This window comes from Halobacillus litoralis, from assembly GCF_020171725.1.
Classification (GTDB): Bacteria; Bacillota; Bacilli; order Bacillales; family Halobacillaceae; genus Halobacillus; species Halobacillus litoralis_F.
In genome coordinates this window covers 470,038-494,629 of sequence record NZ_JAIVAJ010000002.1, presented here as the reverse complement: position 1 = coordinate 494,629, position 24,592 = coordinate 470,038, and the positions used below count along the sequence as shown (strand labels likewise).

Annotated in this window: 28 protein-coding genes and 1 riboswitch; of the genes, 5 read left to right on the top strand and 23 right to left on the bottom strand. The window is 44.5% G+C overall.

From position 1 onward, the window contains the following. Positions 1–175: 175 nt before the first annotated feature. Positions 176–832, bottom strand: a complete 657-nt coding sequence (prsW, locus tag LCM20_RS06970; protein WP_225194705.1) for a glutamic-type intramembrane protease PrsW — start codon at positions 830–832, stop codon at positions 176–178. Between the two features lie 95 nt (positions 833–927). Here prsW and LCM20_RS06965 point away from each other — a divergent pair, with 95 nt between their 5' ends. Further along, a complete protein-coding gene (locus tag LCM20_RS06965; RefSeq protein WP_225194813.1) occupies positions 928–1,896 on the top strand; it encodes an asparaginase in 969 nt (322 codons plus the stop codon). Between the two features lie 43 nt (positions 1,897–1,939). Here the strand turns inward: LCM20_RS06965 and LCM20_RS06960 are convergent, their stop codons facing one another. From LCM20_RS06960 to LCM20_RS06930, 7 genes are all read right to left on the bottom strand, one after another. Further along, on the bottom strand, positions 1,940–2,917 hold the full coding sequence (locus LCM20_RS06960; protein ID WP_225194704.1) for a YpdA family putative bacillithiol disulfide reductase: 978 nt from the start codon (positions 2,915–2,917) through the stop codon (positions 1,940–1,942). A 143-nt stretch (positions 2,918–3,060) separates the two neighbouring features. After that, positions 3,061–4,341, bottom strand: a complete 1,281-nt coding sequence (locus LCM20_RS06955; RefSeq protein ID WP_225194703.1) for a Glu/Leu/Phe/Val family dehydrogenase — start codon at positions 4,339–4,341, stop codon at positions 3,061–3,063. A gap of 128 nt (positions 4,342–4,469) precedes the next feature. Beyond that, the gene (locus LCM20_RS06950; RefSeq protein WP_225194702.1) at positions 4,470–5,408 is read right to left on the bottom strand and encodes a D-alanine--D-alanine ligase; all 939 of its coding nucleotides are present in this window, start codon (positions 5,406–5,408) and stop codon (positions 4,470–4,472) included. 131 nt (positions 5,409–5,539) lie between these two features. After that, positions 5,540–6,121 (bottom strand): genetic competence negative regulator, encoded by a 582-nt coding sequence (locus LCM20_RS06945; RefSeq protein WP_225194701.1) that lies wholly within the window; start codon positions 6,119–6,121, stop codon positions 5,540–5,542. Between the two features lie 131 nt (positions 6,122–6,252). Then, on the bottom strand, positions 6,253–7,155 hold the full coding sequence (locus LCM20_RS06940; RefSeq protein ID WP_225194700.1) for a MerR family transcriptional regulator: 903 nt from the start codon (positions 7,153–7,155) through the stop codon (positions 6,253–6,255). A gap of 79 nt (positions 7,156–7,234) precedes the next feature. After that, positions 7,235–8,008 (bottom strand): metallophosphoesterase, encoded by a 774-nt coding sequence (locus LCM20_RS06935; RefSeq protein WP_225194699.1) that lies wholly within the window; start codon positions 8,006–8,008, stop codon positions 7,235–7,237. A 109-nt stretch (positions 8,009–8,117) separates the two neighbouring features. Beyond that, the gene (locus LCM20_RS06930; RefSeq protein WP_263621968.1) at positions 8,118–8,732 is read right to left on the bottom strand and encodes a CBS domain-containing protein; all 615 of its coding nucleotides are present in this window, start codon (positions 8,730–8,732) and stop codon (positions 8,118–8,120) included. 149 nt (positions 8,733–8,881) lie between these two features. Here LCM20_RS06930 and LCM20_RS06925 point away from each other — a divergent pair, with 149 nt between their 5' ends. From LCM20_RS06925 to LCM20_RS06915, 3 genes are read left to right on the top strand one after another with little or no spacing between them, the layout of a single operon-like run. Further along, positions 8,882–9,115: a spore coat associated protein CotJA gene (locus LCM20_RS06925; RefSeq protein ID WP_225194697.1), complete on the top strand. Its 234-nt coding sequence runs from the start codon at positions 8,882–8,884 to the stop codon at positions 9,113–9,115. Beyond that, positions 9,093–9,356, top strand: coding sequence for a spore coat protein CotJB (locus LCM20_RS06920; protein ID WP_318247301.1), 264 nt, complete (start codon positions 9,093–9,095; stop codon positions 9,354–9,356). The genes LCM20_RS06925 and LCM20_RS06920 overlap by 23 nt, the downstream gene beginning before the upstream one ends. 16 nt (positions 9,357–9,372) lie before the next feature. Continuing rightward, positions 9,373–9,942 carry a manganese catalase family protein gene (locus LCM20_RS06915; protein WP_225194696.1) on the top strand — a complete coding sequence of 190 codons (570 nt, stop codon included), beginning with the start codon at positions 9,373–9,375 and terminating at the stop codon, positions 9,940–9,942. A 141-nt stretch (positions 9,943–10,083) separates the two neighbouring features. Here LCM20_RS06915 and LCM20_RS06910 read toward each other — a convergent pair whose 3' ends face one another. Genes LCM20_RS06910 through LCM20_RS06895 form a run of 4 tightly spaced genes read right to left on the bottom strand, consistent with a single transcriptional unit; the run spans position 10,084 to position 13,564 of the window. After that, positions 10,084–10,398, bottom strand: a complete 315-nt coding sequence (locus tag LCM20_RS06910) for a hypothetical protein (protein ID WP_225194695.1) — start codon at positions 10,396–10,398, stop codon at positions 10,084–10,086. Then, complete coding sequence (locus tag LCM20_RS06905) at positions 10,388–10,987, bottom strand: CPBP family intramembrane glutamic endopeptidase (protein WP_225194694.1); 600 nt, start codon at positions 10,985–10,987, stop codon at positions 10,388–10,390. The genes LCM20_RS06910 and LCM20_RS06905 overlap by 11 nt, the downstream gene beginning before the upstream one ends. After that, the gene (locus LCM20_RS06900) at positions 10,984–12,507 is read right to left on the bottom strand and encodes a RecQ family ATP-dependent DNA helicase (protein ID WP_225194693.1); all 1,524 of its coding nucleotides are present in this window, start codon (positions 12,505–12,507) and stop codon (positions 10,984–10,986) included. The genes LCM20_RS06905 and LCM20_RS06900 overlap by 4 nt, the downstream gene beginning before the upstream one ends. Beyond that, positions 12,491–13,564, bottom strand: a complete 1,074-nt coding sequence (locus LCM20_RS06895) for a helix-turn-helix domain-containing protein (RefSeq protein WP_225194692.1) — start codon at positions 13,562–13,564, stop codon at positions 12,491–12,493. Before LCM20_RS06895 ends, LCM20_RS06900 begins: the two co-directional genes overlap by 17 nt. Positions 13,565–13,655: 91 nt before the next feature. Here LCM20_RS06895 and LCM20_RS06890 point away from each other — a divergent pair, with 91 nt between their 5' ends. After that, complete coding sequence (locus tag LCM20_RS06890) at positions 13,656–13,904, top strand: ferredoxin (protein WP_225194691.1); 249 nt, start codon at positions 13,656–13,658, stop codon at positions 13,902–13,904. Between the two features lie 30 nt (positions 13,905–13,934). On the opposite strand, the gene LCM20_RS06885 is transcribed toward LCM20_RS06890, so the two are convergent. The 11 genes from LCM20_RS06885 to LCM20_RS06835 form a co-directional block, all read right to left on the bottom strand. Beyond that, on the bottom strand, positions 13,935–14,387 hold the full coding sequence (locus LCM20_RS06885; protein ID WP_225194690.1) for a helix-turn-helix transcriptional regulator: 453 nt from the start codon (positions 14,385–14,387) through the stop codon (positions 13,935–13,937). Positions 14,388–14,498: 111 nt separating this feature from the next. Next, the gene (locus LCM20_RS06880) at positions 14,499–15,599 is read right to left on the bottom strand and encodes a hypothetical protein (RefSeq protein WP_225194689.1); all 1,101 of its coding nucleotides are present in this window, start codon (positions 15,597–15,599) and stop codon (positions 14,499–14,501) included. Then, positions 15,589–16,128 carry an RNA polymerase sigma factor SigX gene (gene sigX, locus LCM20_RS06875; protein WP_225194688.1) on the bottom strand — a complete coding sequence of 180 codons (540 nt, stop codon included), beginning with the start codon at positions 16,126–16,128 and terminating at the stop codon, positions 15,589–15,591. Before sigX ends, LCM20_RS06880 begins: the two co-directional genes overlap by 11 nt. 163 nt (positions 16,129–16,291) lie before the next feature. Continuing rightward, positions 16,292–16,798: an ECF transporter S component gene (locus LCM20_RS06870; protein WP_225194687.1), complete on the bottom strand. Its 507-nt coding sequence runs from the start codon at positions 16,796–16,798 to the stop codon at positions 16,292–16,294. A 6-nt stretch (positions 16,799–16,804) separates the two neighbouring features. Next, positions 16,805–17,203: a DUF4430 domain-containing protein gene (locus LCM20_RS06865; RefSeq protein WP_225194686.1), complete on the bottom strand. Its 399-nt coding sequence runs from the start codon at positions 17,201–17,203 to the stop codon at positions 16,805–16,807. A 176-nt stretch (positions 17,204–17,379) separates the two neighbouring features. Next, a riboswitch (cobalamin riboswitch) is annotated at positions 17,380–17,561 on the bottom strand. 37 nt (positions 17,562–17,598) lie between these two features. Then, a complete protein-coding gene (locus LCM20_RS06860) occupies positions 17,599–19,383 on the bottom strand; it encodes an ATP-binding protein (RefSeq protein ID WP_225194685.1) in 1,785 nt (594 codons plus the stop codon). Next, on the bottom strand, positions 19,383–20,099 hold the full coding sequence (locus LCM20_RS06855; protein ID WP_225194684.1) for a response regulator transcription factor: 717 nt from the start codon (positions 20,097–20,099) through the stop codon (positions 19,383–19,385). The genes LCM20_RS06860 and LCM20_RS06855 overlap by 1 nt, the downstream gene beginning before the upstream one ends. Before the next feature lie 83 nt (positions 20,100–20,182). Next, the gene (gene ccsB / locus LCM20_RS06850; protein ID WP_225194683.1) at positions 20,183–21,370 is read right to left on the bottom strand and encodes a c-type cytochrome biogenesis protein CcsB; all 1,188 of its coding nucleotides are present in this window, start codon (positions 21,368–21,370) and stop codon (positions 20,183–20,185) included. Between the two features lie 32 nt (positions 21,371–21,402). Then, complete coding sequence (locus LCM20_RS06845) at positions 21,403–23,028, bottom strand: cytochrome c biogenesis protein ResB (protein WP_225194682.1); 1,626 nt, start codon at positions 23,026–23,028, stop codon at positions 21,403–21,405. A gap of 27 nt (positions 23,029–23,055) precedes the next feature. After that, a complete protein-coding gene (resA, locus tag LCM20_RS06840) occupies positions 23,056–23,604 on the bottom strand; it encodes a thiol-disulfide oxidoreductase ResA (protein WP_225194681.1) in 549 nt (182 codons plus the stop codon). Between the two features lie 54 nt (positions 23,605–23,658). Continuing rightward, on the bottom strand, positions 23,659–24,387 hold the full coding sequence (locus LCM20_RS06835) for a pseudouridine synthase (protein WP_225194680.1): 729 nt from the start codon (positions 24,385–24,387) through the stop codon (positions 23,659–23,661). Positions 24,388–24,592: the final 205 nt, after the last annotated feature.

Here is a 24,592-nt window from a genome sequence, read left to right as displayed (position 1 = left end):
CACCTCTGATCATTTGAATTTGTCGGTCTGTAATGCCAACCATTTATAGAGCTAGTTTTCGACAAGGATGCAAAGTTATACACATTAAGAACTCCATGCCTACTTCCTTCTCGTTTAAGACGATAACTCAAAATCCTATCCCAATAAAAAAACCTCCCGAATGGAAGGTTGTTAGTCACTTGATAAGTGTTTCATGATGGCGATTCGCCACTCGGATCTTTCTGAATCCAATGACCCAGAGTACAATCATAAAAGGGGTGATCCAATACAGCCACGACTGTTCAAATACAGACATAATAAAGTCATACACCGTGTGAAGACTCACTGGAATTGCAACCGCCAGAAACAAACAGAGCTTCTTGTGCCTGCTTGAGAACTTCGCCTTTCCTAAGTAATACCCCATGATAATCCCGAATAATGCATGGGAAGACACAGGAAAAACAGCGCGCAGCATGGCGATTTCAATGCCATTTGCGAATAAGTATATGATGTTCTCAATGGTGGCAAAACCGAGGCTGATGGCTACTGCATAGATAATTCCGTCGTAGTGATGATCGAAGTCTGAGTGTTGATAAGCGACGAAGATTAAAAAGAACCATTTAAAAAACTCTTCTATAAGACCTGCAAGAAAAAACGATTTAAGAAAAGGATTTTGAAAAAGCCCCTCGGTTTCAAAAGCATATTGTATAAACATGATTGGAAAAACCATGATAATACCGATGATGAACATGCGTACGATTAACGGCAATGGTTCCAATTCGATTTTTTTACTTAAATAAATAAAGGTCATAATGGCTACTGCGGGGGAAATGGCCGCGGTAAGAATGGCCATGGTTCATCAGCCCTCTCTCTTTCTTTCACCTAAGATTCATCGTATCATGAAGAATGAGGAAAGAAAACAAATGAATGAAAGTTGGTGTACAGACCTTGAAGAGAATTTTGATTCTACATACAGGTGGAACAATATCCATGAAAGAAAATAAGGAAACCGGTGAAGTTGATACTTCTGACAAACACCCGTTGGACGAAATCTCCGCTATGCTGAAGGGTGAAACCGAGATTGAAGATGAAATCGTCTTTTACCTTCCTTCTCCCCATATGCGACCTGACCATATGCTGAAACTTGGCCGTACAATCCACGAGAAACTAGCTCAAAGAGATTACGATGGTGTCGTCATCACTCACGGAACGGACACATTAGAGGAAACCGCTTATTTCCTCGACCTCTTCGTCCAGACGAGAAAGCCTGTCGTCGTAACGGGTGCAATGCGCTCAAGCAACGAAATCGGTTCTGATGGACTTTACAACCTACTAAGTGCCATCCGGGTTGCAAGCTGTGATGAAGCGCAGGACAAAGGCGTGCTCGTCGTGATGAATGACGAAATCCACACGGCACGGAACGTCACGAAGACCTCTACTAGTAATGTGGCCACATTCCAAAGTCCACAATACGGTCCGATCGGAATTACGACGAAACGCGATGTCTTCTTCCATCACAAAATGACAAGGTACGACTCCTATCCCATTCAAAAGATTGATAAGAAAGTATCGTTAATTAAAGCTTACGCAGGGATGGACGGAACTCTGATTGACGCTGTGAGGGAAAGCGGGATTGACGGGCTCGTCGTAGAAGCTCTGGGTCAGGGAAATATGCCACCGGATACGGTCGATGCTTTAAAACGAACGCTAGACGACGGGATTCCGATCGTGCTCGTCTCTAGATGCTATCAAGGAGTTGTACAAGATACCTACGCTTATACTGGTGGGGGCAGACAGCTGCGAGAGTTAGGTATTATTTTCGCAAACGGTGTGACGGGACCGAAAGCGCGAATCAAGCTTATGGTCGCCCTTGAAATGACGAATAACCCAACAGAACTCCAGCACATGTTCAGCTGATCAATATACATGAAAAAGGCATGGAATCATCCATGCCTTTTTTCTATGCTTTACTTTGAATACTTTTTGCGATTTTGCCGCCGTGATGACGACCGTTCTCGATGAAAATCTCATTGTTGTTGTATCCAGCTGCAATGACACCAGCAATATAAATGCCAGGTACGTTCGTCTCCATTGTATCTTCTTGGAAGTTCGGTCGTCCTGTTTCCTCGTCCATTTCCACACCCATTTCAGTAAGAAAATCATGGTCGGGACGATAACCGGTCATAGCAAATACAAAGTCATTAGGAATACGGTGCGTTTCCCCCTTGCACTCGTAAACGACCTCTGTTTCGGTGATCTCCTTTATGTTTGCACAGAACTTCATATCGATCAGTTCTTTTTTTGCTAACGACTCGAACAAAGGAAGAATCCAAGGCTTAATGCTTTTCGAATATTCTTCTCCTCGGTAAAGCACGGTTACATTCGCACCTGCTTTCTCAAGCTCGAGCGTTGCATCCGCCGCAGAGTTCTTCCCTCCAACGACCACCACATTCTTTTTGTAAAACGGGTGGGCTTCTTTGAAGTAGTGCTGAACTTTATCAAGCTCTTCACCTTTGACTCCCATATAGTTCGGCTGGTCGTAATAACCGGTTGCGATGACAATCTGCTCGGCAGAGTACACACATGCCTCTCCCGTATTTTTCGTTGTCGACAAAACAAAGCCGTCGTCCTTACGCTCGACTTTCTCCACCTTCTCAAACGCATGTACGCGAAGTGATTCACGCTGCGCTACCCTGCGATAATAAGCAAGTGCTTCGTTTCGCACAGGCTTCTGCCGCTCAGAGATAAAAGGAATATTTCCAATTTCAAGCTTTTCGCTGGAACTGAAAAAAGTCTGATGAGTCGGATAGTGATAAATGGAGTTTACGATATTGCCTTTTTCTATAATAAGTGGCTCAAGCCCTTGATTTTGCAATTCAATGGCCGCACTCATGCCACACGGGCCACCGCCAATAATGATTACCTTTTCTTGTTGCACGTTCTGTCACTCCTCTGTCCTGTCGCGAGTCTTTCTGATTTTTAGGTTTCTTCGGTCACTTTGTCGTTAAGAGAAGAGATCTTTTTGAACAAAAAGAACCTCCTACCATCCTAATGATAGGAGATTCATATGATCAAATCAACCTAAATCCATCCGCGGAACCTTGAAGCCTCCGCCATCTTACGGACACCGACCATATAAGCAGCCAGCCGCATGTCGACTCTTCTCGTCTCTGCCGTTCGATAGACGTTATCAAACCCTTTGACGATTACTTTGTGGAGTTTCTCTTCCACTTCTTCTTCCGTCCAGTAATAACCCTGGTTGTTCTGTACCCACTCGAAGTAGGAAACCGTTACTCCGCCAGAGGAAGCAAGAACGTCCGGCACAAGGAGAATTCCTCGTTCAGACAGAATTCTTGTAGCGTCAAGCGTCGTCGGTCCGTTGGCTGCTTCAACGATAATGGATGCTTTTATGTTATAGGCATTGTCTTCTGTAATTTGGTTTTCGATTGCAGCTGGAACTAGAATATCACAATCCAATTCCAATAACTCTTCGTTGGAAATGGTGTTCTTAAACAGGTTTGTTACGGTTCCAAAGCTGTCGCGTCTGTCAAGTAAGTAATCAATGTCGAGACCATCTGGATCATGCAGTCCACCGTAAGCATCTGAAATACCGATGACTTTCGCTCCTCGATCGTGCATGAATTTAGCAAGGAAGCTTCCGGCATTCCCGAATCCTTGGACGACAACACGGGCACCTTCTACATTAATACCCTTCTTCTTCGCAGCTTCCTCAATACAAATCGTTACACCTTTAGCCGTAGCGGTCTCTCGTCCGTGTGATCCGCCGAGAACTAATGGCTTACCAGTAATAAAACCCGGGTTGTTGAATTCATCAATACGGCTGTATTCATCCATCATCCATGCCATAATCTGTGAGTTTGTGAATACATCTGGAGCCGGGATATCCTTTGTAGGCCCTACAATTTGACTGATGGCACGAACATACCCGCGGCTTACTCCTTCAAGCTCACGGAATGACATTTCTCTCGGGTCACATACTATTCCGCCTTTTCCCCCTCCATATGGAAGGTCTACAATTCCAGCCTTTAAACTCATCCAAATGGATAGAGCCTTTACTTCTTTCTCTGATACATTCGGGTGGAAACGCACTCCGCCTTTAGTAGGACCAACGGCGTCATTGTGCTGAGCGCGGTAGCCTGTGAAAATTTTTATTTTATCATTATCCATTCTTACTGGAATTCGTACCGTCATCATTCGAACGGGTTCCTTCATCAGTTCGTAAACTTCTTCTGGATACCCTAATTTATCAAGTGCTTTTTTTACCACCGTCTGAGTGGATTTTAACACGTCGAGTTTGTCATTCTTATCATTTGCAGTATCTGTTGGCTTATCGGCTACCATCCATTTACCTCCTATATCCATCCATTGACGTAAGGGTCATCGTTCAGTCAATAGTATACACGCTAGCCCCGCTTATGGAAAGGCGGAATTGATGAATTTCTCTTTAAAATCAAATAAATTGTAAACGTTTACACGGTTTTAGTTTTCTCTGATACAGATATTTCGACAAACTTCTGAATGAGTTCATCATAGCTCCAACCGATTTCCATTGCTGAATCCGGGAACAGACTCGTAGGCGTCATGCCCGGAAGTGTATTCACTTCCAAAATGACAGGTTCACCGTCTTCATCGACAATGAAGTCAACGCGCGAATAGACTTCGCAGCCTAGCTGCTGATGGGCCCTCACCGCTTCTTCCTTCATTCGATTCGTGAGATCAAGGTCAATTTGGGCAGGTACGATATGTTCACTGCCGCCTGGTTTGTATTTTGAGTCAAAATCGTAATACTCATTCTTAGGAATGATCTCGATAATAGGGAGCGCTTGTTCTTCACCCTGACGTCCAATTACTGGCACCGTCATCTCGCGCCCTTTGATATATTCCTCGATTAAAATCGTAGAGTCTGATTCAACCGCAAGCTTAAGAGCTTCCTCGAGTTGACGATCCTCTTTCACAATCGTAAGTCCTAGCGTTGAACCTTCCTGATTGGGTTTTACAACAAAAGGAGGAGTGAAATGTTTTCTTACGCTCTCGGCAATGGTTGCAATCCCATCTGTTGCCGGATAGGATTTACTTTTCGCTATCTTGATCCCGTTTGAACCGAAAATCTGCTTAGCTTTTGTTTTATCCATCGCAAGTGCAGACGCAAGCACACCAGAACCTACATAAGGAATCTCAAGCATATCGAGTAAACCTTGGATTTTACCATCTTCTCCGAATTTTCCATGTAACCCTATAAATACGAGGTCCACATTCAATTTGATAATGTCAATCAATTTTTCAGGTGAAAAATCGATTCCGAATACTTCGTGTCCGTTATTTTGTAACGCTTCTATAATTCCCTTTCCTGTTGACAAAGAAACCTCGCGTTCCCCGGAAGTACCCCCGTATAAAACCGCAATCTTCATGATCTACACTCCATTTCTATTCTGTTTCCCTATGATATACACGTTTTTATCGTAACATTTTCCATCATGGTCATCTATGCTAAAAACAAAAAAGAACGAAGCTAAAGAAGCATCGTTCCTGCTTTTCCATTTTATGAAAAATAGTGATGAATGGTTCGACACGCCTGATTTTCCATAATGGTTTTTCCATACTCTATCAAGCGGTGAGAAGTCGCTGCTGAAGCGGATGCAAACTCAGACATTAACGCGATGACTTGATCGTCATCTAAATGCCATACATCATCTTCTGTAAGAAGCATATAGTAATCATCTTCATAATGATACACACTGCCCCCGTCCACATTCAATCGATGAAGCTGCAAGCCTGCCTGAATGACATCTTCAAAACGTTGGAAAGAAAACATCATTTCACTGCTTTCATCCAGTGTGACTTTCATTTCCAAATAATCATCTTCATCATCAAAGTCAATCGGTTCACTTCTCGTAACGATGATTAACATCCCTTGTGCCTGCAACAAATATACCTGAACAAGAAGGACACCCGAAAGCTCTTCCCCAAGCTCAGACCCTGCATCATACATCATATCGCTGAATATACGATGAACACGTGGCAGGTCATTCCACAGCTCATCACGCGACAAACCTCTTTCCGATAAATCATCAAACGTTAGGAATATCTTGAATTTCTCATTAGACATTCTTTCTACTCGCACATGATCGCCCCCCTGTCACAATGTGTTTATCTATATCTTATGATGATTGTGCTCAATATGGTACCTTTTTTCAAATTATATCGAACCCATATTTCAAGGGGCAAGTCTTTTAAAGGATTAGGGATTAAGCACTACGCTCGAAGCTGCAGCCACTTTTCCCAGTCTTTCTTAGAGTTACCTACGATAAACGGCTGTATTCGCTTCCTGTCCAACTCTGATAACCGGTCATAAGCGTACCCACCAAGACCGATTTTCATATCCGGAAACTGCTTGGACAACGATTCAGCCAGCCTGACCGTAATCGGTATATTTTTTTTCAAGGTGCATGACATAAACACGTACGTCGGTTCGATTTCTTCTATTACGATGTCTATGTCTCCTCCTGCGATGCTCTGACCGAGATAGACCACATCGTAACCTTTGCGCTTTAAGAACAATGCAAAAATCAGTAAGCCCAATTCATGACGTTCGTTAGGACCGCACACAAGCAGCGCTTTCGGAAGCATGCCGTCTGTAGGTATCGCTAATAGCATCATCCCGATTCTAGATCTGATGAATTGGCTGGCAAAGTGTTCATGTGCACTTGTGATATGATTCTCTTCCCAAAGATCGCCGATTTTCACGAGAATCGGACCAATGATATCAATCGCAACGGTTTCGGGAGTAAAGAGCGCGAAAGCATGATCCAGTTTCTTTTGTGCTTCTGTTTCATCAAAAGAAAGAAGGTCATCCAGCAACTCGTCACCGATTTTTTGCAATTGGTTTGTATAGCCCGATTCATTGGTTTCTGTAAAGACATCCTCATTGCTCTCCAACAGGGATACGGCTTGAGAAATGGTAAAACCTTTATTCACCTTTTCCATCAACCATTTCAATATTTTTATATGATCATCGGTGTACAACCGGTGTCCTGCTTCATTGCGGGATGGGCGAATCATCTGATAGCGTCGTTCCCATGCTCTGAGCGTTCCTGGTTGGATGCCAATCATTTGTGATACGGCCTTTATATTGTATTTGGGTTTCGTATTCGCCATAAGATTGCCTCCACACACTTGAGTAGTTTTATCATTATTATATCGTTACAACATTGAGCATGTAAAATCTGTATATTCTTCACAACGCATCGATGCCGGATATTTCAATCATGTGACACTCCGCAGCGGTTCCCAACCTGAGCGGAACCAAAGAAGTCCCGTACCCCTCGCTTATGAGAAAGTGCTGACTCCCCTCCAATTTCATTCCACCTCTTTTGTAGGGTCCTATACCAAGGAAGCGGATCTGCCCACCATGGGTGTGCCCTGTCAAAATAAGACGGAATTTCTGTCGGTCTTCGCGGTTCATCCGCTCAAAAACAAACGGATCGTGGACACATAAGATTTGATAGCTCCTCGTATCGTGGATGGCTGACTTCATCCTGCGCCTCGGTTTCAAAAAATAAGGATCTAAACCGCTTAATAGAAAATCCGAACCGTGAAGAGAAATCTTCTGATCTTCATTGGCAAGCACCTTGACCTCTTCCTTTTCGAGAAGCGAGATGAGGTCACCGCCTTCCAGTTCATGGTCATTATTACCCGGCACAAAGAAGATCGGCGCTCCGAATGATTGAAGAGTGCTCAAGTTTTCTTTAAGTTTCTTCAAAGGGGTACGGCGATCCACAAGATCTCCTCCGATGATGACCAAATCGACATCTGTCAGCGAACGAAGCGTCTCCTGCTTGATGACTCGATTATGTATATCAGATATAAACAAAATGTTGAGAGGGGTGGATGAGGGATATTGATGGTCTGTTATTTGATGAAAGCGAACATGATCATACTGTGCGCGGAACAGCATATAGCCTGACATACAAATCAACAAGAGAAAGAGAATGATAAAAGAAGTCAACATGTGAACACCATCCTCGAAAGAGAAAGTAAAATCCATCTTACCATACAGCTGAGATGATAAGAAAGTGATATTACTCGAAAGAAGTGTAAAGCTGCTGTAAACAGCAGCTTTACACTTCTTTCACGCTAAGTATTCGAAACCCTGATTTCTCCAACTTCTTCGTAAAGGCTTCAATATTATCACTTTTTTCGACCTTGAGAACGATTCGTCGTGCCAGTTTGTCGGTTTCATCGAAAGTCGCAAGCGAAATGACATTCTCATGATAGCTTTTAATAATATCTCCGAGACGCTCAATCCTACCTTCTGATTCTTCAGATGTGAAGGCGATTCGAACTCCTTGTTTCTTGACGCCGAAAGCACTTTCAAACTGCTCTAATACGTCGTATCTCGTAATTAAACCAAGAAACTGCTTATCACGATCCACAACTGCTAATACCGGAAATCCTTTGAACGAAGGTAAAGTACGCTCAAATACCTCTTCATCGTGGATATATAAGTCCTTTTTAACAGCAATTTCACCAGCTGTCGTCTCATTAAGGAAGCTATCCTTATCCATTTCCTTTTCAAAGAACGATTGGTAAACCGCTTCTTTCGATACCATCCCCACAAAGGTCCGCCCCTCTAACACAGGGACACAGTCGATATCTTTATCATTCAAAAAGGATAGCACCGTCTTCAATGGTTCGCTGCTCTTCGCCGTGTACGATTTGTGCGGCGGTTTCATGATACTTTTGACAAACATTCTGATCACCTCTACATTATTCTGATTCTATAACTATTTCTCCAACCGCCTGAAGAATCCCTTTTTTATAGACTGAATACATGTTCCGGATTTTGCATAGGTATGAACATGAGAAGAAAGGTGATGATGAGATGTACACACCGGTGAAATGTTATCAGCCTTACTACAGCCCTTTTGACCCGTGCCCCCCTAGAACTCCGATCTGCTATGCTACACCACCCAATCTCTATTTAGGATTCCAACAACCCAACCTCCCTCAATACAGTCTGAAAGAAGCTTTGTACAAAGGAACATTATGGCCGAGTCTTTACGATCCTTACCCACTAGAAGGAGGCGGCTACCGTGAACAAAGCACCGAAGGCTGACCGCTATGAATTGATGGAGAAAATTCAAGTCGTCGATTTTGCCCTCGTCGAGCTAACTCTCTATTTGGACACTCACCCTCAAGATTCACAGGCCATTCAACAGTTTAACCAACTGGCTGTCGAAAGTCGGGATTTGAAAAATGTCTACGAACAACATTTTGGTCCTTTACGACAATATGGAGCCAGCTTCTCCGGTTATCCGTGGAACTGGAAAGATGGTCCTTGGCCGTGGCAATTATAGTGAGGAGGATCAAGACATGTGGTATTACGAAAAGAAGCTGCAATATCCGGTAAAAGTGACCGAGTGCAACCCGAGGCTCGCCAAATACCTCGTTGAGCAATACGGAGGTGCGGATGGGGAATTATCGGCCGCCTTGCGATACTTGAATCAGCGTTACACCATCCCCGATAAGGTCATTGGGCTTTTGACAGACATCGGGACAGAGGAATTCGCTCATTTAGAGATGATTGCTACCATGATTTATAAACTCACGAAAGATGCGACACCAGAACAAATGAAGGAAGCTGGTCTCGGTGCTCATTTTGCGAATCACGACCATGCCCTCTTCTACAACAACGCTGCCGGAACACCTTGGACGGCTACGTACATAGCCGCAAAAGGGGATCCGATCGCAGACTTATACGAGGACATTGCTGCAGAAGAAAAAGCGAGGGCGACGTATCAATGGATCATCAACATGTCGGACGATCCATGTTTGAACGACAGCTTGAAGTTTCTTAGAGAACGAGAGGTTGTGCATTCTCAACGATTCCGTGAGGCGGTCGAGATCCTAAAGTTCGAGCGAGATCGCAAACAGTACTTTTAACCCTAAATCATTTATCAGGTTATGTGAAAAGGAACGTACCTTACGAAAGGTACGTTCCTTTTCTACGTTTGCTATCATTTGTTTTCATAAAAATGTTAACGACATGTCTAACCATACAGGCTGTTGCCGCCCCACCTTTACTCATTCATTTCTTTCTACAGTCACTTCATCATGCAAAGGCTGCTCATCGATTATGATTGGATTCTCTGACTGAAACGTCCCGAACCACTCTCCCCAGTAGGGCTGGGATAAAAATACCGCAATCAGCAGAATAAGAAGAATGAATAAAAACCTGATCCAGAGAATGTTCAGCTTCCACTTCGTCTGCTTCTTTGAAGATTCATGCACTTCACTACGTGGAGGCAGATCAAGCACCGACACGTACTCCTGGAATCCTTCTTCCTCTTTATAGGCTCGTAAAGCTTCAGCTTGATCCTGACTTTTCCTATTTTCCATCATTTCCACCCCATTTGCCAAAGCGTATCCAAAGTCCCAGTACGAAGTCGACGATAAAGTGCGCGGTTATGGTAACAGTAAGGTTCCCTGTCACCTCGAACATGTATCCAATCAAGAAGCTTACAAATAGTACAGAGATGATCAGTACCGGTTTAGTCAAGTAGCGGAAATGAATCACAGCAAAAAGAATGCTTGCAGGTATATACCCAAGTGACGTGTGCAGAACACCACGGAACAGCATCTCTTCACTAAACGCAATCAGCAGGGTAAGAAAAAGAATGCTGAGCACGGACCGATTCTCAAAAACTTTTTCATTGATACCCCCATCATCGTAATACTTCTTAGGAAGACTATACATCAGCATGAGATCGATGAGAAGAATCAAAACACCCGGAAAGACTCCATACCATAACCATTTCTCAATAGTAATAGGGAAGAATGTAAGCCAATCTGCCCAGAATGCATCGAATACAAATAAACTGACCACTAAAGCCGTAACGAGCAGAATCAGTTGCGTGATCACTAACTGGAGCGTCACTTCACGATCGCTCATTTGTCGGATGAGTTCTGCTTGTCTGTTCCGTCTCATCGAGCGACTCCCCTGCCAAATATCGAAGCTAAACGTTCTTCCCACGTGCCACCTGCGATTTCGGTTCTGTTCACTTCCTGCCATTCAATCTCGTCAATGTCAAACTCACAAGCATCGCAGCAAGGAACCTCAGGAAGTCGAGTGTTGTCCTGAAAAGATTGGTAAAGCGAAACACGGCGGCAGCCCGTTTCATGAATCCAATGTACCATCTCATTCAGCTTGTTCTGTTTATATGTCCATCGTTCCTGTACAAGCATGGTCAACTTTTGTAAAAAGTCAGGGTCTTCAGTCGGCTTCATGATGTGTCTGTTATCTACCATTCCAGCTTGCTCCATTTGAAAATGAATAAAATTCCACTGCGATTCAGAGAGTTCAAGATCGCCAATGATCACTTCGTCTAGGGGCAAGACACCATTTTGTCCTCTCTTACGTTCCACGTAATTTAATATTCCAGGGAGGCGGTTCACGTCGGGAAGCTCACTTTCGATTAACATTTGTGGAAGATAGTGATCCTTTGGAGCATAGAGAAGCAAGCTCGCTGATGCAGCACCGTCCCTCCCAGCTCGTCCAATCTCTTGAATGAACGACTCGAGCTGAGGTGGAAAGTGAAAGTGTATAATCAATCGGATATTTTTCTTGTCGACCCCCATTCCGAATGCGCTCGTGCAGCAAATGATGTCCAATTGGTCGTTCATAAATTGTTGTTGGACGAGCATACGATCCGTTTGTTCCATGCCGCCATGGTAGAAGGCAATTCTTTTATTCAATTTCGTCTGAAGCTCTGTTGCCACGCGTTCCGCCCACTGCCTGCTTGAAAAATATATCATCGTCGGAACATGGGTACGTTCGAGAAGTTGAGTGATTTCGATAAGTTTGCTTTCAGGAGTGGTGACGTGCTTAACAGCAAAACTGATATTCGTTTTATCCATTGGATGAATCCGTTTATTCATATCTGGCTTGTTCAGTTTCTCCAGGATATCATCCTGCACCTCAGGCGTAGCCGTCGCACTCAACGCCAGCACAGTAGGATCCCCTAGTTCTTCAATGACAAGATGCAACTTTAAATAATCTGTCCTGAATTCGTGTCCCCACTGGGAAATGCAATGCGCTTCGTCGATGACAAATAAATCGACGCCCGTTCTCTTGAGCCCATCCACAATATCGTCATTCTGCAGCATCTCAGGCGAAACGTAGATGAGTTTATAACGATCCAGGTTTTTCGTAACACGGATCCTTTCGTTACGATCCATAAAGCTGTTGATAGCTGTTACAGCCTTGATCCCTTGGGCTTTCAACTGTTTCACCTGATCGACCATCAAGGAAATCAAAGGGGAAACGACTACCGTGACCCCCTTTAACAAATGGGCTGGCAACTGGTAACAGAGTGACTTCCCTGTTCCTGTTGGTAAAATCCCGAGCGTATCCCGACCATTCATGACATCTTCAATAATGGTTCTTTGGCCATCTCGAAAATGATCGTATCCGAAGTTATTTTTCAGCTCCTCAATTAACCGATCCATGAAGAGACTCCTCTCTAGAATGATGTTGATGGTGAGCAAGGGTCAGGCGAATCTGGAAATAGCTGAACTCTTCCTTCAACCCCAGATAAATTTCTTTCAGACGTTTCGTCTGTAGAGAGCGTGCCATCGTAACAATTAGGGACTGACCTTCAAGAGAGACAAAGGATTCAATCCTAAAATCAGGAAGAACGAGCGCTGCCTCTACGATGTGGTCTTGGATAGTGCTTTCTTTTAGCCTTCTCTTTTGAACGATCTCTTCGATTGTCCAGCCTCTTTCGACGTAATAATACGTCCGTTTCGCAGACTCGGTAATAAGACTGGATGAACCCAGACCTTCCAAACACAATGAAAGCGCTGAAAAGCTTGAAGGGTCTGCTTTCACTATATGTATCATTTGATGCATGACGCGTTCTAAGTGCAGGTGAACATCCCATTTTTTGATATGGCATTCATCCGCAAGCTGGTCATATGTGGAACCAACTTGCCCATTTCCTGTAAGACGGCACACAAAAAGATAGGCCTCCCTCTTAGAGCATGCCTCGAGTACAGTATTTAACTCTTCATAAAGGGTCGCAACAAAAGACTCCAGCTGGTGACGTTTGCTGGAATAAACGCCTCTCACCCATGCTTGGACTCCCGCATCGTCTATAATAGGAACAAAGGAATTCTTTTTTCCGTTAAGGTTGGTAACCGTCTGAATGAGCAGCAACAGCCGCTTAGTCAATACGGGCGTCACCTGGTGGTAATCCAGCCCTCTAAATCCACTCAGCTGATTTTGAATGTCTCTTTGTTTGAGGTACAATGCCCCCTTTTTTGTCAAGCGAGCATACAACTCGTCAGTGACAATCATCTCTTTCTCTTCTAGAGATTGCAGCACCTCGGTTAATTCGTGTCTCTCTAAAGATTTATGCACCCCGAAGAAGGATGAAAGCTGATAGGCCTTCGCATCCTGCATCGTCTGTGATGAACGTTTGCCCGTTAATAAGTGATAGATTCCTGAGACGGTTCGTTCCTCTTTCATATGCTTGATACAAATAAGAACGATTTCCTGCAGCATGATGGGTCCTCCTTTTCCAAATGCAGACGGTTTGATTGAAATAAGACCTCCAGCCCTTTAAAATGGAAGGGGAAGTAAGGAGGTTCTTGAGTTGGCTAAGTTCACGATTGTTGATAAAGATACATGCATTGCCTGCGGGGCATGCGGAGCCGCTGCACCCGATATATATGACTATGATGATGAAGGACTTGCTTTTGGAGTCCTTGACGATAACGAAGGGACCGAAGAAGTACCGGAGTTATATGAAGAGGATATGGAGGACGCCTTTGAAGGGTGCCCAACCGAATCGATCAAAATCGCTGACCAACCTTTCAATGGCGATCCATTGAAGTTTGAATAATTTCTTCCCCCCTTCCGTTGAAGGGGGTTTTTAGTTGTTTGTTAATTCATCGAAACGTGTTTTGGCCTCCGACTCTTCAAAACTCGAGTACCAGCGCTGATAGTGTTGGTCAATAATCCGGTAATGCTGGCTAATTAAATTCTGTTGAAGAATAAACGATTCGCTCTCTTCAATATTCTGCCACCACACCTTACCACCCATCGTCTGACCAGCCGGACGCTCGACTTGCTGGTGGGCAAGCGTTTCTACGATTTCAAGCGGAGCATCTCCTAGGATTCCTTTCAACACTTCACTATGTTGAAAAAGTGCACATACAGCTACGACTGTCGTCCATCCTGCCGTCGATCTCCCTTTCTCGATTTGAACAAGTGTTTTCTTTGAAAGCCCGAGACATTCTGCCATTCTGTTCTGAGTGTAATCATATTCCACTCGAATCAGTTTCATCTTTTCTGAAACCTGGCTTCTTAAATCATCTCTTTCCATTGTGGATCGTCCCCTTCTCACATCTCTTCTAGTTTAACATGAGACCGTAATTTTAACCTATCAAAAAGTAAAGAAAGAACCCCCTCACACCATTCGTGCAAGGGGGATTGGTTATGGTTGTAATGGATTTACATTTCCAGGCACGGGAATAGGTTTTGTATAATCAAACTCAGCATCCTCTGATGGAGTTATTCCCTGAAACTGGACTTCTTCAAACCCGTATTGTTTGGCCGTCATCAAGATGGCTTCAACAGCGGTCATGCGGTTTTGGTCCACCCTCCAACTGTCGTGGCTGACCGTTAGATTCAGGATGTCATCCGTTGTGTCAATTTGTTCAAACACTAGGTGCGGGGGGACCGGCGCCGAAGTGTTTGACTGATCTCTCTTCAGGCTTTCTAGGGCTTCCTCTATCGTGCCTTCGAATGGTACGGGGACGAGGAACTGAACGCCTGTTGTAGAGGTGAACAGATGATAGACATAAGATGATGATTCAATCGTAGACAACTGTGTCACCTCTCCACGGTTTCCTAAGTTCACCGGGCCTCCCTCTTCGGTACTCACATTGATCCGGATTGCGCTGTTTGCTTCTGCCCTCCATTGAATCGAACGGACTATGGCATTTTCGGTCGCACTGCCCTTCGCTTTAAAACCTGCAGGAAAAACAACGTTCGCCTCATTATTCTCCATTTCAAATGAGTAGCGTGCGGATGGTTCTGTCAATCCGTAAGCTTCAGCGGCTATGGAAGAAAGATCTTCATCGGGCACTGGCTCGTTTGTTACCCACGATACCGGGACCACGACTTGAGCCTGACTGTCAAAGTACACCATCGGCTTTCCTTCTACTCGGGAAGTGGTCATCCGATTTAATGCCGGCATGGCTGTATCGGCTGATTCCATCGTTGCTTGTTCTGAACTTGACGCTTCATCACCAGAAGAGGACTCACCTCCACTTTCTTCCCCCATTTCAGGCTGGCTGGATTGGAATTGGAGATTCATCGAACTCCAAATCGAAGGAATGATCATAACCATGACCAGTACTACAGCAACAGATGCGAACGCAGGAACGAGCCAAGGGGCTTTTTTCTTCTCGGATTTATTCATTTTCTTTTGAACGTTTTGATATAATTCGTCTTTTCGTTGTTGATCTTGCACGGAAGGGAGTTGTTTCACGAGGTTTTCGATCTGGTTGTCATCATAAGATTTACGCTTCACGCTGCACCCCTCCTTGTCCCTTTTCCTCAAGCTTACTTTTCAAGGCCTTCATTCCCCTATGCTGCGTTGTCTTGACCTTACTTTCACTCCACTCCAGTACTTCTGCCGCCTCTTGAATCGACATCCCTTGTATATATCTGAGGATAATAACACTTCTTTGATCGAGCGTGCAGTCGTCAAGAGCACGGTACACCTGTTGCATCTCATCGTTTAAGACCGCAACTTCCTCGGGCATACGAGCTTGGTCCCGCAACTCTTCACCTTTTTCTCCCCAGTCAAAAAAATCTAAGATGCGTTTTCGTTTTCGCTTCTGTTTTCTAAAATAGTCGATGGTCACATGACGCGCAATGGAAAACAACCAAGTCTTCTCACTGCTCCGCCCATCAAAACTGTCGTAGGACTTCAAGACCTTCATGTACACATCCTGAACAAGGTCTTCAGCCAAATTCCGGTCTTTGACCATGTAGATGATGTATTGGAATAAATCTTGATGATAGTGATCGTATAATTCATCAAAGAGCCGTTTCACGTCATGTACCTCCTGCTTAATGATATAGTCGTCTATGTATAAAAAAAGTTACACTTCTATCTTAATATGTGAAGAAACAAAAAGAAACCTTCCCTCGACGTCTTTATTCAAAGTTGAATGCTCCTAAAAAAGAAGCGTCCGGTATCAACCGAACGCTTCAAACTTAACTGACGACTTGGAGATTCGTTTCATATCTTCTAAACAGCCTCGACAACACCGGAGCCAGTAAGCCGATGACCACTACGTTTGAAATCGCATGGTTCACATCAAAACCGATCCCAGCTAGGTAATAGGCCCAAAAAGGCTGGCCTGCTGCCCGGAAGGTTACAGCCATGATGAACCCGAAGAAGAACCCTCCGAATGCGCCATAAACCATTAACGACCAAATCGGCGTATTGTTCCAAAACTTACCGATTATTCCTGCGCCGAACCCAATGATTGACCACGCAACCAATTGCCATACCACCCACATGCCCATACCGATCACAAGGTTCGATAGCAAAGCAGTAAGCAGACCGACTAGGACTCCTCCAAGTGGTCCCAGCCAAAAACCCGTTATGATAATGATCGCTGTCGACGGTTGGATATTCGGAATATTCGCGAAGATAATTCTCCCTGAAACGGAAAGCGATGCAAGCATGGCAATCAATGTCAGCTTATAGACATTCATCACGTTTTATTCCCAAGATTGATAGTCAAATGTGATTTCGTCACCCTGCTCGATCTCGTACTCGTTTGCTCCTACCATCGCTTCTTCACCGTTAATGGTGTACATCCAAGCCATTTTTTCCTCTTCGTTCATTGAAATGCCTTCCAGACCATTGATGAAACCATCACTTTCTTCCACTTCAAAGTTCTCTTTCATCACTTCCATCAATGTCGTTCCCGTTTCTACCGTAACTTCTTTGTTGGCAAGCTCTTCTTCTCCATTATTGAGAATAATGGTTGCTGCCACTTCCTGTTTCGCTTCTGTTTGGCCACTTTCCGCCTGCCCGGGTTCCGTAGTGGCACCGCAGCCCGCAAGAACCGCCAAAGAAAAACTGACAGCAAGTAAAATCGAGTAAAACTTCTTCATGTTCTTCACCTTCTCTTTCCAGAATTAGTCAAGGTTTGAGAACACGTAAAGACAACGACCTCGTTATTAACCACAAAAATAAGCCTGCCCTTTACATAAGGACAAGCTTAAGACAAACCAGATAGGTAAAAATAACGCTGCACCGATCGGTTGTCTCAAACGCTCAATCCTCGAAGCTTTGAAACATCAGATCCGGCAGGTCTACTGACTCGTGCGTCTTCCTACTCCGGAACCTTCCCGCGATTCAATATCGCAGTGGCTCTTCCGGTTCGTTAGCACTTACAGTTGCGAGGACAGTTCCGGCTTTTCACCGGATTCCCTTTTCAGCCTTAAAGGCACCATGATCCTACTAATGTTCATCTATTAACTTATCGTACATTCGGTGGACAAGCAACCTAATTTTCATTTTTTTCTAGATCTTTCGGAATACGGAACGTAAATGTCGTACCTTCTTCCCATTTACTACGGACGCTGATCGAACCACGGTGGGCTTCTATAATATTCTTTGCAATCGCAAGTCCGAGACCCGTTCCTTTTTTCTGTGTATCCCGTTTTCTTGATTTATCTGCCTTGTAGAACCGCTCAAATACAAAGGGCAGGTCTTCTTCCTTTATGCCTTGACCGGAGTCCTGGACAGAAGCCATCCACTCCTTACCGTTCTCGACGACTTCGACACTCACGACTCCCCCTTCTACAGAATGGCGGATCGCATTGTCGATCAAGTTGGTGAATACCTGCTCGATTCGGTCTTCATCAAAGATCAGTTCTTCTTTTTTCAAGTCCAGCTTAAGGGAAAGGTCCACTCCTTGCTCACTCGCAAGCCCATTAAATTTACGGATGACCTTATTCATATAGGATGACATATCAACACGGTCCGTATTTAATGTGATGTGTCCTGCTTCCATTTGTGCTAGATCCAGCAGTTCATTAACAAGCCGCCCGATTCTCAACGATTCCTCGTGAATGATTTGAGCCAATTCATTTTTTTCTTCCTTGCTCTCTGCGATGTCATCAACGATGGCCTCACTGTAGCCTTGAAGCATGGAAATTGGAGTTCTCAGCTCATGGGAGACGTTCGCAATGAAGTCTTTGCGAAGTTTATTAAGCCTGCGCTCCTCGGTCATGTCCCGAAGAACGGCAACAGCACCACGAACCTTCGAATCATCATAAAGAGGTGTCATGATGATGACCCAGGACCGCCCTTGGAGCGTGACCTCTGTCATCGTTTCCTCTTCTTCCTTAATCACCTTTTCAAACATGTGCTTAAGCGGATCAGGAAGAGACGTAGATTCTGAATCACTCATCGAAAGGCCGTACATTTCGAATTCATAGGCTTGTAGAAATTGTTGGGAAGGAGGGTTTGAAATCAAAATTTCTCCTTCTCGATTGACCGTAATGACTCCGTCAGCCATCGAACTTAAAATACCCGAAAGCTGCTCTTTCTCATGATTGAGTTCATTGATATGATATTTAAGCTGCCTGCCCATTCGATTGAAAGCCATGGCAAGCTCACCGATTTCATCATGAGTCCGAATCGGAATCTTCCTATGAAACTCCCCTCTTGCAAGTTCGAGTGCACTTTCCCGCATTTGAATTAAAGGAGAAGTGATTCTAGTGGACAAGAAGAAGGCAAAGACTGTCGTTAAAATAATGGCGATCCCCGCACCAAGAAAGATGATCTTCGTCGTTTGTTCAGACGTTTCGCGCACCGTATCCAAAGACTCATATACGAAAACAGCCCCTTCCTGAGCTTGAAGAGGGGTCCCGACAACCATCAAACCAGTCTCGGACTCTTCCGTATCCGAGACCATCTTGACATCCTGCCCGTCCTCTAGCACCGAAGCGAGCTGCTCATCTGAAGAGAACCACTGGTATTCCATGTGCGGGAGGGTATCGGACTCACTCTCCGAAACGATTACATCGTTAGGATTGAATATGATGACAGCCCTGCTTTCCGGGTCTTTCACTAAAGCTGTCGTCTCAAGCATCAGGTCACGGTCTTCATAGCGCTCGACTACCTCTGAAATCTTAGAGGCTGTTTGCAGTAAGTGCTCTTCAGCCTCCAGAACATGATAATTCTGAAAAAATTCCAGTAGCAGGATCGTCAGCAGCGTTAATACGGCCGATACGAGAAGCAAGATGGTAAACCAAAGTTTTCCTACTACACTTCGCCAGAACATTAGTCGCCACTAACCTCGAATTTATATCCGATGCCCCACACGGTCACAATCATACTTGCAGCTTCGCCGGATACTTTACTCAGCTTTTCCCGTAATCGCTTGACATGTGTATCGACTGTACGAAGATCGCCGAAGAATTCATACTGCCACACTTCTTTCAACAATTGTTCCCGGTCAAACACTTTATCCGGAGCCTGAGCAATGAAATGAAGCAGCTCATACTCTTTAGGTGTCAACGCGACCTCTTTTCCGTCCGCTGTTACACGGTGAGCATCATTATCAATTGTCATATGCGGAAAGACGAGAACATTTCTTGCTGACGTATCTGTCTCCAAGAACCGGGTCGAGGAGGCTCTCCTCAATAAAGCTTTCACACGCAGCACCACTTCACGTGGGCTGAACGGCTTCACGATGTAATCATCCGTCCCGACTTCAAAGCCCTGAACACGGTTTGTTTCCTCACCTTTGGCTGTCAGCATGATGACAGGAGTCGCTTTCTTTTCCCGTAACTGTTTACACACTTCCATACCATCCTTACCAGGCAGCATTAGATCAAGTAAAATCACATCGAAATCTTCCTGAAGAGCAAGCGTCAAGGCTTCCTCCCCATCCTCTGCTTCCTCAACGACGTAATTCTCACGCTCTAAATACATACGGATCAGTCTGCGGATACGCTCTTCATCATCTACGACTAATACTCTAGCTTCTTGTTCCACGATACATCCTCCTCTTTTCAAAGATCGAAAAAAGGACAGAGGAGTACTCCTCACCCCCCTGCCCTTCATGACGTACAGATTTGTTAAGCGTATGAGTGTAAACCAGAAATTACAAGGTTCACTACAATCAAGTTAAACATAATAATGCCAAATCCTCCAACGGCAAGCCAGGCGGATTTCATCCCCTGCCAGCCTCTGGACAACCTTAAATGAAGATAAGCCGCATAGAAGAAGAATGTAATCAATGCCCATACTTCTTTCGGGTCCCATCCCCAGAATCGGTCCCAAGCTTGTTGAGCCCAGATCATGGCAAAAATGAGTGCACCAAGCGTAAACACCGGAAATCCGATGGCTACGGAGCGATACGCCACTTCATCCACAAGTTCAGGATTGACACGCTTGAGCAGCGGTTGAATCGAAGCTGCAAGACGCTTTCTCAGTATGAGTCTGAGAAGTCCATATAATACGAGCCCTCCGACAATCGACCAAAGGAACGTATTCAACTTCTTGGCCGCGTCCTGGCCTTCCATCCAGCCAGGTGCACTGAATAACGGAGCCATAACGCCTTCTGTGGTCAGCTCACCACCAGCAGGTCCGACTAAAGCTGGCAGCTCGTACGTCACCTCACCCTGCTGTCCATTCACAGGTGCTTCGAATGTCGCTTCGTAATTCAGCGCACTGAACGTGGAAGAGAGAATGATGAAGGCTACGGTTGCCACAATTACATATAAAACAAATTCCAGCCAGGAAGTATGTTTTGAACGTTTCGTCTGATCAACCTGACGGATCAAGAAGATCAGCCCTGCTACGAAGCTGACGGATAGAATCCCCTGTCCAAGTGATGCTGTCGTTACATGAATATAGAGCCAGTGCGACTTGAGAGATGGCACAAGTGGCGACAGCTCGGTCGGAAACATGCTGGCAAAAGCAATCAACAACAAGGCGACCGGTAGGGCAAACAGTCCGAGGAAATCCAGCCTGTAAATGAAATACAAAATAATGAATGCAAATACAAGCATCATGCCAAAGAACGTCGTGTATTCAAATAAGTTACTGACCGGTGCATGTCCGCTTGCCATCCATCTTGTAATAAAATAACCAACTTGAGATAAGAAACCTACGATGGTAATGCCTATTCCTATTTTACCAGCGACCCGGCTTCTTCCTTTTTGTTTATCGCGTATCGTGCCTCCAAAGAAGAATGTCGCAATCAAATAGATGATGAATGAAGCATATAATAGGTTACTGCTGATCGAAACTAAATCTCCCATGATCGTCCTCCTAACTGTTCAATGGAAATGACTTACGATTTCATTTCATACTGATCAACGGGTTCTTCGATGTTCGTCCCGTCAACCGCTTTTTCAATTTCGCGCCGGAGTGCAAACCAGTTTTTGTTCGTATGTCCAGCTATCCAAACGCCATCCTTCTTCGGCTGAAGCCAAATACGGCGATGGTTCCAATACATCCCCTGAATCACACCAATCATAAAGATCGCACCGCCGAGAGAAATGATCCCTAGCGTATGGTCCTTTTTGACAGACAGACCCGTTACATCCCGCACATCGAAATTCACAAGCCCTAGCTTATACTCGTTGTTTTCATTTGCTGGGATATTACTGCCAATGCCAAGGAAGCTCGTTTCCGGCTCTGATGCATCTGGAGGGTAAACATTGAATACGAAAGCCGGGTTTTTCGGATATTTCGAAATCGAACTAGGTACGCCGTCACTCAGCTCATACTCAGGAAAGTAATCTTCAATGACGACCCGGTAGCCTCCTTCAAGCTGGTATTCGGTTTGCGGATCGTTGAGATCTACCGTGAATTCTCCGTAATTGGTATCCTCATCACCTGCATCATGAATCTTAAATGTCATTTCATCAAATTCATTCAACTGATAGCTGGATTGATAGAGGGCGAACTCACCGAATTTAATCGGATGGTTCATTCTCGCCGAGTCTTCTTTAACCACTTGAAGTTCGGACTCAGCTCCAGGGAGGGCTTCCTCAGAACGTTCATAGATGATGGCATCCGTTTGGAAGTTCTTCGGTACAAGACCACCTGAATTCTGAATCGCTTCTTGGAAACGTTCATCGTTCTGATCATAGGTCTCAAGAATAAAATCTAAATTCTCAATGTAATACTGACTGTCCGTACCGGGGATAACGGTTGTTTCTCCTTCCCGCACCCATACGAATTCATCAATGTAGAAAGCCGGAACAAATCGTAATAAAGCACCGATCAGAAAAATGATCAACCCGATGTGATTGACGTATGGACCCCATCTTGAGAATCGGTTCTTCTCTGCAAGGATATGCCCATCTTGTTCCGTAACTTTAAAACGCTGTTTTTTCAAGTTGCTTTTGAACCGTTCCACATCAATTTGTGCATTTTCTGTCTTTCCGAAAACGCGCTGCTTTTTCATGAATGCCTCGTGACGCTTCGGTTTTTGTTTCTTCAGTACTTTATACAAAGGGAAGAAACGGTCGATACTGGCAATCACGATCGAAATCCCGATCATCGCGAGCAGCAACATATACCACCATGAACTGAACAGATTATGAAAGCCCAGTTGGTAATAAATTTGACCTAAAATCCCGAACTCATCACGATAGTGAATAGCGGGATCTACATTACTCGGTATGTACATCTCTTGAGGGAAAATCGTACCAATCCCCGATGCGATCACCGTAATGACAATTAACCAGACCCCCACTTTAACAGAAGAAAAGAAATTCCAGATCTTATCGACCACTGTCCTGTTGTAGGTCTGTGAGCGCCTGGCTGAACCGTCATAGCGCATGTTCAAAAGTTCCTGGCGGTCATTTCCATCAATGTGCTGGTTCCCTTCAATCGGTTTCCCGCATTCCTCACAAAGGACTGTACCAGTCGGGTTAACATGACCGCATTCACATTTCATTTGTTTCATACTAAAACCTCACAATGTTGAATAGACTTACTCAGGCGTAATTTGTTGGAGGTAGCCTTCCAGCTTGTTCAAGGTCAGTTCACCTTTGACTTGCTCAACAATTTCTCCTTCAGGGCTGATGAAAATGGACGTAGGGATTGGACCGATTTGATACAAGTCCATCACTTGCCCCTTTTTGTCTCGCAAAATCGGGAATGTAATGCCATAGTCGTCAAGGAACCTTTCAACCACGATGTTGGTAGAATCCAGGTTGATCGCTAAGATCTCTACACCTTTATCTTTATACTCCGCATACATTTCCTCCATATAAGGCATTTCGTCTTTACATGGTTCACAATAAGTGGCCCAGAAATTTAACATGACGCCTTTTCCCTCTAAACTACGCAGGGTAACCGGTTCATCTGTTCCGAATTTGTTCAGTTGAAAATTAGGTGCTTTTTCCCCTTTTGCAATCACGGCATCCTCCTCATTGAGGCTCGAAATAATCGCAAACGCAACGAGGCCTGCCATGAAGAGCAGCATGAAGGTACGGAAAAATAAGCGCTTTCGTTTTTTCTTGAACGTAGATTCTTTCATATTTTGTCACTCCCCACTCATTATACCATTGTTTGGAGATACTAAATTTGAACGTTATTTAACATTTTCTTCAGCTAGTTGACGAAGCTGTTTCACTTCATGAGGTTTCAACGGGCGGTAGTCACCGGCATTCATTCCATGAAGCCCGATCATGCCGTATCTCTCACGCTTCAACTTGTCCACAGGGAAGCCTAATGCATCAAACATTCGACGGACTTGTCTGTTCTTCCCTTCATGGAGGATCACTTTTACAATCGCCGTATTTCTCTTGCTTTCTGTAGACATCACTTTTGCATGCACAGCTTTCAGATAGTCTCCATCAACTGAGATGCCCTTTTTCAGCTTTTTCATATGATCTGAGCTCGGGATTCCCTTTGTCTTCACGATGTATTCTTTGTCAACCTCATGACTAGGGTGCATGAGTAGATTAGCGAAATCTCCGTCATTTGTCAGAAGAAGCACGCCGGAAGTATCATAATCGAGACGTCCGATCGGGAAAATACGTTCTTGTACTTCAGGCAGGTAGTCCGTGACTACTTTTCTACCTTTATCATCTTTCACACTGGAAATCACTCCGCGTGGTTTATAGAGAAGGAAATAGACAGGTTCCTCTTTGTCGATCGGTACACCGTTCACTTCGATGTCATCGTTCGGCGTTACCTTCGTTCCGAGTTCTGTTACGGTTTCTCCGTTTACTTTCACTTTTCCATCTACAATTAATTGTTCTGCTTTTCTTCTTGATGCTACACCTGCATGGGCGATCACCTTTTGTAGTCGTTCCATGTTTGCCATAGGACCGTCACCAACCTTTTTATTTTACATATTCATACTATCCATAGATAAACCACGTTGTGCCAGATACAACGCGGCTTTCAACATCTCATTATACACGTTCCGGCACCAAATGAGAATAAGCGGAATCAGCTTGTCGAAATTGATTCTCTTTCTCTTCCATTAAACCTTGCCAAATGTGGAAACTCTTATTCCA

Coding starts and splice junctions, on each gene's coding strand:
- LCM20_RS06905 (WP_225194694.1), bottom strand. CDS start 10,987: ATGAGACGGAACAGACAAGCAGAACTCATCCGACAAATGAGCGATCGT.
- LCM20_RS06870 (WP_225194687.1), bottom strand. CDS start 16,798: ATGAATGTCTATAAGCTGACATTGATTGCCATGCTTGCATCGCTTTCC.
- LCM20_RS06910 (WP_225194695.1), bottom strand. CDS start 10,398: ATGGAAAATAGGAAAAGTCAGGATCAAGCTGAAGCTTTACGAGCCTAT.
- LCM20_RS06865 (WP_225194686.1), bottom strand. CDS start 17,203: ATGAAGAAGTTTTACTCGATTTTACTTGCTGTCAGTTTTTCTTTGGCG.
- LCM20_RS06915 (WP_225194696.1), top strand. CDS start 9,373: ATGTGGTATTACGAAAAGAAGCTGCAATATCCGGTAAAAGTGACCGAG.
- LCM20_RS06925 (WP_225194697.1), top strand. CDS start 8,882: ATGTACACACCGGTGAAATGTTATCAGCCTTACTACAGCCCTTTTGAC.
- LCM20_RS06955 (WP_225194703.1), bottom strand. CDS start 4,341: ATGGTAGCCGATAAGCCAACAGATACTGCAAATGATAAGAATGACAAA.
- ccsB (WP_225194683.1), bottom strand. CDS start 21,370: ATGGGAGATTTAGTTTCGATCAGCAGTAACCTATTATATGCTTCATTC.
- LCM20_RS06935 (WP_225194699.1), bottom strand. CDS start 8,008: ATGTTGACTTCTTTTATCATTCTCTTTCTCTTGTTGATTTGTATGTCA.
- LCM20_RS06845 (WP_225194682.1), bottom strand. CDS start 23,028: ATGAAACAAATGAAATGTGAATGCGGTCATGTTAACCCGACTGGTACA.
- LCM20_RS06900 (WP_225194693.1), bottom strand. CDS start 12,507: ATGGATCGGTTAATTGAGGAGCTGAAAAATAACTTCGGATACGATCAT.
- LCM20_RS06885 (WP_225194690.1), bottom strand. CDS start 14,387: ATGGAAAGAGATGATTTAAGAAGCCAGGTTTCAGAAAAGATGAAACTG.
- LCM20_RS06940 (WP_225194700.1), bottom strand. CDS start 7,155: ATGGCGAATACGAAACCCAAATACAATATAAAGGCCGTATCACAAATG.
- LCM20_RS06860 (WP_225194685.1), bottom strand. CDS start 19,383: ATGTTCTGGCGAAGTGTAGTAGGAAAACTTTGGTTTACCATCTTGCTT.
- LCM20_RS06835 (WP_225194680.1), bottom strand. CDS start 24,387: ATGGAACGACTACAAAAGGTGATCGCCCATGCAGGTGTAGCATCAAGA.
- LCM20_RS06930 (WP_263621968.1), bottom strand. CDS start 8,732: ATGAAACCGCCGCACAAATCGTACACGGCGAAGAGCAGCGAACCATTG.
- prsW (WP_225194705.1), bottom strand. CDS start 832: ATGGCCATTCTTACCGCGGCCATTTCCCCCGCAGTAGCCATTATGACC.
- LCM20_RS06950 (WP_225194702.1), bottom strand. CDS start 5,408: ATGAAGATTGCGGTTTTATACGGGGGTACTTCCGGGGAACGCGAGGTT.
- resA (WP_225194681.1), bottom strand. CDS start 23,604: ATGAAAGAATCTACGTTCAAGAAAAAACGAAAGCGCTTATTTTTCCGT.
- LCM20_RS06895 (WP_225194692.1), bottom strand. CDS start 13,564: ATGCTGCAGGAAATCGTTCTTATTTGTATCAAGCATATGAAAGAGGAA.